Annotated in this window: 11 protein-coding genes and 1 pseudogene; 10 read left to right on the top strand and 2 right to left on the bottom strand. The window is 34.5% G+C overall.

Features of this window, described 5'->3' with window-relative positions:
• Positions 1-294: 294 nt before the first annotated feature.
• The 10 genes and pseudogenes from DXN04_RS33940 to DXN04_RS34000 all read left to right on the top strand — a co-directional run bounded on the left by DXN04_RS33940 (position 295) and on the right by DXN04_RS34000 (position 7,051).
• The gene (locus tag DXN04_RS33940) at positions 295-978 is read left to right on the top strand and encodes a hypothetical protein (RefSeq protein ID WP_116857865.1); all 684 of its coding nucleotides are present in this window, start codon (positions 295-297) and stop codon (positions 976-978) included.
• 190 nt (positions 979-1,168) lie between these two features.
• Positions 1,169-1,429 (top strand): hypothetical protein, encoded by a 261-nt coding sequence (locus tag DXN04_RS33945; protein WP_116857866.1) that lies wholly within the window; start codon positions 1,169-1,171, stop codon positions 1,427-1,429.
• Between the two features lie 27 nt (positions 1,430-1,456).
• Entirely contained in the window at positions 1,457-1,786 is a 330-nt protein-coding gene (locus DXN04_RS33950) for a hypothetical protein (protein ID WP_116857867.1), read from the top strand.
• Positions 1,783-2,334, top strand: coding sequence for a hypothetical protein (locus DXN04_RS33955; protein ID WP_147320159.1), 552 nt, complete (start codon positions 1,783-1,785; stop codon positions 2,332-2,334). Before DXN04_RS33950 ends, DXN04_RS33955 begins: the two co-directional genes overlap by 4 nt.
• A gap of 109 nt (positions 2,335-2,443) precedes the next feature.
• A complete protein-coding gene (locus DXN04_RS33960) occupies positions 2,444-2,839 on the top strand; it encodes a hypothetical protein (RefSeq protein WP_116857869.1) in 396 nt (131 codons plus the stop codon).
• A gap of 183 nt (positions 2,840-3,022) precedes the next feature.
• Complete coding sequence (locus DXN04_RS33970; RefSeq protein ID WP_147320160.1) at positions 3,023-3,529, top strand: hypothetical protein; 507 nt, start codon at positions 3,023-3,025, stop codon at positions 3,527-3,529.
• A gap of 112 nt (positions 3,530-3,641) precedes the next feature.
• A complete protein-coding gene (locus DXN04_RS33975) occupies positions 3,642-4,331 on the top strand; it encodes a hypothetical protein (RefSeq protein ID WP_116857872.1) in 690 nt (229 codons plus the stop codon).
• An 83-nt stretch (positions 4,332-4,414) separates the two neighbouring features.
• Positions 4,415-4,537, top strand: a complete 123-nt coding sequence (locus DXN04_RS35995) for a transposase (protein WP_116857879.1) — start codon at positions 4,415-4,417, stop codon at positions 4,535-4,537.
• 549 nt (positions 4,538-5,086) lie between these two features.
• Positions 5,087-5,416: pseudogene (locus DXN04_RS36000) on the top strand (DDE-type integrase/transposase/recombinase); the annotation flags it as partial.
• A gap of 936 nt (positions 5,417-6,352) precedes the next feature.
• Positions 6,353-7,051 (top strand): hypothetical protein, encoded by a 699-nt coding sequence (locus DXN04_RS34000; protein ID WP_147320161.1) that lies wholly within the window; start codon positions 6,353-6,355, stop codon positions 7,049-7,051.
• Positions 7,052-7,105: 54 nt separating this feature from the next.
• Here the strand turns inward: DXN04_RS34000 and tnpC are convergent, their stop codons facing one another.
• Together tnpC and ltrA are read right to left on the bottom strand one after the other, a co-directional pair.
• A complete protein-coding gene (tnpC, locus tag DXN04_RS34005) occupies positions 7,106-7,843 on the bottom strand; it encodes an IS66 family transposase (protein WP_116857877.1) in 738 nt (245 codons plus the stop codon).
• Between the two features lie 54 nt (positions 7,844-7,897).
• Positions 7,898-9,568: a group II intron reverse transcriptase/maturase gene (ltrA, locus tag DXN04_RS34010; RefSeq protein ID WP_116857878.1), complete on the bottom strand. Its 1,671-nt coding sequence runs from the start codon at positions 9,566-9,568 to the stop codon at positions 7,898-7,900.
• Positions 9,569-9,875 lie beyond the last annotated feature (307 nt).

Genomic DNA, 9,875 nt, shown 5'->3' on the forward strand with positions numbered 1-9,875 from the left:
GGATGTTCGTTGAATGGAAAAAAGTTATTATTAAACAATTTGGGATATAGTTTATCTTAAGTCAAGCATCTCTCAACTGAGAGCTTGACTTAGGACTCCTAATATTCTCAGGGAACTAAAACCACTAAAACTGTTCCTGTAAAGGTGTCTCCATGAAAATTATTTGTCACTTGTTACTCCTTCATTTTGTATATCATTTTTATGATAGAAAATTGCCATCATGGATGGACAGGAATTGAGCGATAAAGAACGTGTTATTAAAAGATATTGAAATGATATAGTATTAATGTAATAATGAAAAGAATTCAAAAACAAAAATTTGCAGCGCTGATTTTAATTCTCTTATTGACCTTAATAGTCGGCTTTTTAATAATAGGCTCTTATCCTTTAAAGAGGAAGGAGCTAAATTATAATAAATGGAGTGGTCCCAAAATCTTGCTGCAGGACTATATAGATAGTATCTTAAGTAAGAATAAAGATATTGAGTTCTATAATCCGACCAGAGAAAGAGGCCAGGGATCAGCAGTACGTGTTAGATACAAATGTATATTATCACTCGATTTTATTGCAGGAAAGTTGGTTCCGGTTAATAGCCGTAATTCTGATGTTTTGGAGAAGCTTGTTCTCGCGGAAAAGAAGGAGAGTAAATATTTATTTAAAAAAAGATTGGCTGACAGGGTACATGATTTAGAGAAGGCTGGTATTTATTGCATTATTCGTACTGATTCATTTACAAAAGTATGTACAACCTACTATGATAGTACTTATGAGATGCTTGCAGCGGTTCAACCAGAATACATACGTTACCATGAAAGCGAAAAGTCAGATGCTACTATTGGAGAGAAGAAATTTGCAATTGGATTTTTCTTTTTTTCTAAAAAAATGTCATCTGACAATCTGAAATATTTGTCAGGAAGCTATTATCTGTGGAGATTAGACTCATCTACCTTTTACTTTCGGGTACATCTTCCTTTGTAAGGAATTCATTGAATGAGGTGAACAGATAAGGTATGATAGCAGTTCCATGTATGATATGAAATCTTTGAAGAATGAATCTATTTCCAGTACAAAATCAGAAATGCGCTAGCTGCATTGGCAAAAACAGATTCCCAGGCGTTTGAAGCTGTTAGCTGGATTGACATAAAGTTAAGCACCAAAATTAGGCGAGATGTATGAATTACTCTATATTCCTAAAATAAATAAGGTCATAGGGGGACTTAGTGTGACGCTTATTTGGTTAAATCATAAGGATGGATCAAAAGATCAACTTGATAATTTTTTAACCGGATGGGGAAGATCAATAGGTGGAGGATATTACGGTGGTGCGCAATATTCCTGGTCACCTGGTCCCACTAATAAAACAACTGCTATAGGTGTTGGATTTTTTACACCTGGTGGAGGTGCTAGCCTGGTTTATAGTGGCATATAACAGATACAAATTTAACATGGTAAGATTATGAAAGATTATTCCGCAGAGTCTTTTAAAAATTTAGGAGTGTTTATAGTTCATGTGGCAGGCGTATTTCCTTTATTGTTTGGATTGATGTTAGCAATGGTCCATGTTTTTAAAGTGCTGCCTGAGAAAATGTGGATCTATAGGAAGAGTTTGTGGGCAAGGAAATTTATTGATTCAGAAATTGAACAATTGGCTAAAGATAAAGCGTATAAAATAAGAGGATCAGCAGCAGCATTGGGGTTTTTATTCATAGGTACGATTGTAACGATTGTATGTATTATTAATTTGATTAATTATATAAGTGTTAGTGTTCAAAATCTACCTCATTGATTATAGATATGCTAAGTAAATTAAGCTCTTTTTCAGTATGTGGCTTAATAGTATTGGATGTAATGAATAAAAACACTGTCTCATGGATAGTTACATTGAAAACGGAAGAGAAATACCTATTATTAATTTTACATATGGTGATAAAGACCATTAATATTATGCATCATAAACTTGTAGAACTTCAAAAAGTTATTAGAGACAATTTCAGCGTAAACTATTTGAAACTTGAATTGTTCGAATATTTATCGGAAATGGAAGATATTTATGCAGTTTCTAAAATAGATCAGGGTTACGAAGTGCTGATATTTAATATAACATCTAATGAAAACGAATTATGTAGAATTTTGTTAAGTGACAACTTAACAATTTTGCAATATAAGACGCTTTATAATTATGATATTGATTTATATTATCATGTTTGCGTTGCTATTGGTAATTATCAGGAAAATGATGGTGGATTTGCTACTGACAAATGTTTTGCATTATTTAAATTTAATAAAGATTTAAGTTTATATGATATTGAATTTTCCTTTAATGAGCGTTTTTAACCTAACTAAAATTAAATACAATATGGCAATATTGTAATGAATTTTTGTATCAGGAATGTTACAATATTCCTGATACTTTAATCATAGAAATTGGTCAATAATAATTGTTATGGTACAACATTTTGAAATAATTCAGCATATTTTAATGGAGACTTTTGAAATAGGTAAAATGAAAAGCCAACTTTTTGAATATCTATCCATAAAAGAAGATGAAATTAATACTAAACAAACAACTACAGGATACGAGGTTAGGGCTTATAACAATAGTCTGCGTAAAAGTGAATCCTATCTTATCTCTTTACTTGATGAATTGACTATATATACTTATAAAATAATTGATGATTCGAAACTTGGATTTCAGTGTCATATATTTGTTGCTATAGGTGATTATCAAAAAGTAAATCAGTTTTTTACAACGGATAAATGTATCGGTATATTTAAATATGATGATGAATTAAATTTAATGGAAATTGAATTTTTTATGGAAGAAAGCTATAAACCTTGATAATATAATCTTTCTTACTTCGTATTTCATTAGCCTTGGATGAAAGAATTGAATCCGTGTTTCCGTTAATAGGGATACTGGTTTTACTCTTGGTAGCTATTTGGTTGATGCTAAAAACCCGGATTTCCCCAAAAAACGTGATAGGAATATTTACGTACCAGTTCTCCATTTGTGATGGATTCCATGACCTACAATTACCGTCCGGGTACAAATAAACTGACCTATGTAAAGGATACGTTAAACTGGGCCCGTTATGGGAATGATATAGATAACCAGGGGTATGATAACTACAAGTATGACAGTATAGGCAATATTGTATTCGATCGCCGGGTAGGTGTTGACAGTATCAGGTGGAATGTATATGGCAAGGTATCCAAAATTTTCAAGCATGACAGTACAGCGATCTTCTATACATACGATGTAACTGGTAACCGGATCAGCAAGGGGCTAATCAACAAGGCAAAGGATGCCACTCAAACCTGGTATATGCGAGATGCAACGGGCAATATCCTGAGTGTCTATACTTATAATGATACCTCAGTCAATAAAGGTCAGCTCAGTCAGATTCTAACGAACCTGTATGGCAGTAGCCGCTTAGGCACGAATACATTGGCAACCAATGTCCAGGATCTGACAATACCTGCCGGAATAAGTATAACCGGATTGGGTACGGGAGGAAATGTTGCTTGATGAACGATGATGTAGGTAAAAAGAGCAGCAATAGTACGAATACAAACAATTAGAATTTAATTGTATTTATTTATATCAGGTAATGAATTTTTCGGAATAATTGTTTTATAAAATGAGGAAAGAGATCTATTTAATAGCGGTGTTTGGATTACTTCTATTCGGGTGTTATCCATTAGATGCAGACACTGAAGAAAAACACGAGAATTTATTTTTTCCTGAATTTGATTGTTATGATCAAGGGGATAATACGATAGTGACAAAATACAATGGTAGACATTTATTATCTAGACAGGCTTTTAAGAATTCTCAATTAATAGAGTCTGATTCTATTATTTATAAAAATCAGTTACCCATAGTAGTTTCAAGTTTTCCTGATTTTAATGAACATTCAGTTGATACAGTGTTTAAGTTAGGGATTTGTTTGAATGACACATCCAGAAACTTTGTTTTTTTGAAAAATAAAGGAGAATTTAAATTAGTACTTTTGGAAAATAATATTGGTGACTCTTGTATTGAGGTTAAATATTTTAGAAAAAGGTTAAAGTATAATTTGAATGATAAAAAATTTATTGACAGTTTGATTGATTTTCAGCGAACATTAACATTATTTGATGATACATATTTGGTAATAAAGTATTATTATATAGGAAACACGTTGAATTATAAAACAAAAGAAGTACATAAAAATTGGCAAGGTTGGAGTGCATCTTATGATGAAAAACCAGGGTGCTCTAAATTTATAAATTCCGATTTATTGAAAATAGAATTTCCTCTCCCATGGGTAATTATGCAGCAGATTTAATGAACGGAATTTTGTTTAATAATAAATAATGGGTATGCCCTAATTTGACGGACACACGGTTAAGATAGAAAAATCTTAATTTAATAAATACGTCAAAGAGAAAGACTTACAGTAAAGAGTTCAAGGAAGAGGCTCTTCGATTAACCTCCAAGTCCAGTATTACTCAGGTGGCGCAGGATTTAGAAGTCCATCCAAATAAGCTGTAAGTATGGAAAAGACAGCAGAATCAACAAAGCGGGAAAGCTTTTCCTGGTCAGGGTGACCCGGCTGATCAGGAAATGACCAGGTTGCAGAAAGAAAACGCGTGTTTGAAAGAAGAAGTCGAGATACTAAAAAAAGCCGCCTGTATCTTTCTAGACCGCTCCGGGAGAGATACTCTGTGATAAAGACGTTGTCGGAGCAATATAGTGCCCGAACTTTATGTAGAGTGATGGAGTGTAGTATTAGTACCTAATATAGCTGGAGGAAAGGTGAACCCGAAAAAAGAGGACATCACAAACGTCGTCTTACAACTTTAGTGAGAACCACATACTTTGGATCTTTGAAAACATATGCTAGTCCCAGGATTTACAGAGCACTTAAGGCAGAATCAATTAGTTGTAGCCGTTCTCATATTATCTAAATCATGCAGCAGCAGGGATTAGCGGGAATACAAAAAGGAAATATTGCATAACGACAACAAGTGACCATGATTTACTAATAGCTGAGAATCTGCTCAATCGGGAGTTTAAGGCGGATAAAGCAATCAAAAGTGGGTAGCGGATATAAGCTATATCCGCACCGGCGAGGGATGGCTATATCTGGCAGTTGTAATAGACCTATTCTTAAGAAAAGTAATTGGATGGTCTATGGATACCAGCATGAAAACAGACCTTGTATCATCGGCTTTAAAAATGGCAATCCGTATAAGAAAGCCATTTCCTAGGTTGATTCATCATTCAGACAGAGGAGTCCAATATTCTAGTTATAAATATCAGAATGAGCTTTCCAAGGCCAAGATGATATGTAGTTTGAGTAGGAAAGGTAACTGTTGGGACAATAGTGTAGCAGAAAGTTTTTTTTCTCGTCCCTTAAGCGCGAGTTGATCTATCCAGCAGGTACATATAATTTAATACTGCATCCCACTTTCCACGGATCAAATTTTGGAATCTATCCTTAAACTACCTAAATAGTTTTTTATGCGAATTTTTGTTGGACAACTGGTTCTTTTTGTAACTATTTTTTTTTGCCTTTGTTCGAGTTTTAGTGACTATAGTTATAAAAATGCTTTTAATTTAGAGATGTTTGTATGGACAATCTTTCTTATTGGATTGGGAATATGGACATTCTGGTCACCAAGATTGGCTTTCAGTCTTATTTTAATTTATTATTCATGCACAGCGATCTATAGATTTTTCATTTTAGAAATTGATATACTTTTATATGTTTTGTGGCATATTATTTTTATCATTACTACATGCTTATCGATATGGGGTGCATATGTTACAAAAGGGAAAAAAAATGGAGCTAATGATGAACAGATATTGAAAGTATTCTTTAGAAAGTTGATGGACGATTAACACCTATTCGGCTTTAATTTTTACCGAGTATTTTAGTAAGTTGTTATTTAATTATCTAAGTTCCAAGTTCACAGTTGATTCACAATCATGACTTAATGTCAATAAATTCGGTTTAATAATAACTTCAATAATGGTGGCCTCTTTTGAGAGAATTGCTACCATTATTTTTATAAATATTTTGAAAACACAACTATTATAGAAGAAGGAGAAGCTTTTATTTGAAAGTGGTTGTTAAAAGCTGCAGAGGAGCAATGTACATTGAGAGGTATAAAATGAAAAGCAAAGCAATTGTTTTTAGTGGTAATTATCAGGATGCAATTAAGGAGGACACAGTTAATTTATGGGCAACTGATCCCGTGACATTAAATCGTAGACTGATAAAAAATAGAGAATTCAAGCCTATAAAAACAGGGACATGGAAATATTATGATAATCAAGGTAAGCTCATGAAAATAGATGAGTATGATCAAGGAAAGCTTGTGTCATCCAGTTTTGTGTCTGAAGGGAATTAACTCTATTTCCGTTGATTTAAAATATCATAGGAAAGGCACATGGAATAAAAATCCGATTGAAATTATAAATCATATAAACGAAATGCGCCTATTGCTGATTAGTATCTGGTTTTTATTAATATTGCCTATACTTGGTATGTGTCAGAGTTCTCAATTTACATTTTCGGTCATTGCAACTAATAAATTAGTGTTTAATCATTCGCCGAATTTAAGCAATGAGTACAGACTTGTCTTTGATCAGACTAACGATATTGACACCTTTAATTTATGCAACTACGAGGGAGAAATTTTAAAACATATTTATCAATCGTCTATCTCTGAAGGCGTTATTGATACTGTAAATATTATTAGGTATAATAATGAGGAGATAGATTTAAATAAATTGATAAAAAAGAAATTGAGGTCCGGAATTTATTTGGGTAGAGGGCTGTTATTTAAGCAAGGGGTATATAGGGTCAATAGTGAACAAGGGAACTTCTTGATTTTAGGAGCAGAGGATAAAATGTATTTAACATGCCCATATTATCAATATTGGATAGTAATTAAGTTTGAAAATCATAAATTTAATGCAGTTTATGCATTTGCCGATGTTTCTTTTGGGAATCCTGCGTGTTTTGGAGATTTTAATGTATGCCTCCGGGAAGTTTAAGATTGAATACAAATTTTCATAGTAGCTTTGCGTAAGGCTTGTATTTCCTGAACATTATTGTTCTTTCCAGTTATATGGTAGCAATGTTTTGATTTGATTAATAGGCATTTCATTAATATCCCGGCTTAGAACATCTTTCAGCCAGTTATATGGATTAACATTGTTCAGTTTGCAGGTAACTAATAAAGAGTAGAGTAAGCCTGCTCTTTGCGCTGCATCATGAGAGCCACAAAAGAGATAGTTTTTTCGGCCCACAGCCACATTTCTCATGCACCTCTCAATCGCATTATTATCGATCATCAGGTTACCAGTATGGGCATACAGACTTAATTTTTCCCACCTTTTTATGCTATAAGCAAAGGCCTGTGCTATGAGGGATTTCGGTCTGAGTTGTTGGTATTCAATTTTCATCCAGTCACCCAATGCTTTCAGTATGGGTAGACTTTCCTTGTTACGGCGATCTTTTATTTGTTCTTCATTCAGCTGTTCTTCCTGGCACGCCTGTTCAATGGCATACAGTTTTGCGATCTCCTGTAATGCGTAGGATGCCAGTTTCTCATTATTACTCTGTGCATCATAAATCTTACGGCGCGCATGAGCCATGCAGTAGAAGACTGTTATATTTTCTAATGGCAACTCGTCGTACACGGCGTAACCATCAGCCTGCAGATGGCCGTTAAAATCTTTTAAAATATTCAGGGGTCTTTCGCCTCCACGACCAGGTTGATAGTCATAATAGATCATTTTGCCATCACCTGTCAGGAAGTTATGGTAAATGGGGCAATCGCTCATCCCACTCCCAATTCAGAACCGTGCGTAACAGTTTCCCGTTACACGGCTCCTCAACTAATTAGCCATTTTCATTGGCACCTCTTTATTATTTAGAAATATGATATCATGACAATAATTGTGAACCACAGTTGTATTGCTGTAACTTTTATTTCCTCCATTTTTGAGTGGGACAGGATGATATGTTTCCAACTTATCTCCGGGTAGAAAGAATTGATTACAATGCAAACATCGCCCCTTCTGTTTTTTTAGTGCATTGGCCTTGCTTTGATTCAGCAATGGGCTTTTCCCCATTCTTGTACTCCAATAGATATAATCCCCATCATAAGGTGATCTGGTCAATTTTACCTTTACGTGCCTCACAATTGCTTTGTCGCTGTGTCGGTTAATTCTGTATCCCTCTTTTGTACTAAAATGCCAATTTCTCCAATACTTGCTAACCATCTTTTTCCTTGATGAATTAGGATGTTTCTTTTTAGCCCATCGATAGAGTTTCCAAAACAACAAGAAATCCATTTTCGAGAAAGTCTCTTTTGAACATACACTGCTAAAGTAATTTGACCATCCACTAATTTTAGGATTTAGCTCTTTGATCAAATCTTCTTGTTTGCAATGCTTTTTGGATCGGATTACTTGCTTTAACGTTAACTGGTATTTATCTATAGATTTTTTACTAGGAGTAATAATTGTCTTTTTACCACTAAAGTTTTTGACTGTTTTAAATTGCCGAACTGTAAATCCAAGGAAGTCAAATCCCGGCTTGTTACCTTCATATTCATTCAGGGTATGCCGAATTTTGGTCTTTCCCTCATTTATTTCTAAGCCTATCTCATTTAACCATTTTCTGGCAATCAAAGATGCTTGTTTTAGCGCCGTAAGATCAGGATGAAATATTAGAAAATCATCAGCATATCTCACAACTATTGGTTTCCATTTCATCTTACTGCCATTAGCCAGCTTTTTTCGATCAACAAATGCATTTGTGATCTCTGTCTCAAGACCATGTAAAGCAATGTTTGCCAATAACGGTGATACAATTGAGCCTTGTGGAGCTCCTTCTTCACTAGAGAAAAATAGGTCCTTATCTAATATGCCAGCTTTTAACCATCCTTTTATAACCCTTTTTAATCTACAATCATTTTGTAATTTTGATAGAAGAGCATTGTGGTTAATCTTATCAAAACAGGATTTGATGTCTGCATCGAAAACAAACTTAGGCATTCTTGCGATTCCGCAAAAAATGGCTTCGACTGCGTCGTGGGCAGACCTACCCGGTCTAAAACCATAACTATCTCCTTCGAATTTTGCCTCCCATTCTGGTTCTAGTGCAAGTTTCACCAGCGCTTGTCTAGCTCTATCTCTAATTGTCGGAATACCAAGTGGGCGCATTTCTTGCTTCCCTGATTTAGGGATCCAGATTCTTCTTACAGGTTTTGCTTTTTCGTCTACCTGCAAATTATTCATCATTTTAATGCGCCTTTCCGGAGAGAGTTCTTTTTCTCCATCTATTCCAGCGGTTCTTTTTCCACGATTGTCTTGAGTTACTTTTCTAACAGCTATTGCTTTTGAATATTGAGATGATAATAATAGTTTTTGTAACTTTCTTATCTTAACAACATCTCCTTGTAAAGAGGCTTGATAAATACGCTTTTGAAGCTTGAATACATTTCTTTGAAGTTTCTTCCAGGGGATTGTATTCCATTCATACATCGGTTTTTCCGTGTTCATAACATATTAACTTCTAATCATGTCTTTATCTTCTAATTAATTGCGGGCACGTCTGCATATCCATAGGCTTTCCCCAAGGCTTTAGCTTTTTGCCCGATCCTACTTTCATTAGCATACGGTTGGCTGACCTACTCCTCGGGAGAGCATAATGAAAGTTACTTCGTTCCCAATTTCCGTTTTACGTAACCGTAGGATTGTGCTTACTGCCGGAATTATTTAGGAGTGATTGGTAAAGGCTGGACTAGACCTATACCCCATAATTCAACTGAGACCTACTTAGTTCGAATAAGATCCGCCATACTTGACG

Source organism: Chitinophaga silvisoli, assembly GCF_003412465.1.
Lineage (GTDB): Bacteria > Bacteroidota > Bacteroidia > Chitinophagales > Chitinophagaceae > Chitinophaga > Chitinophaga silvisoli.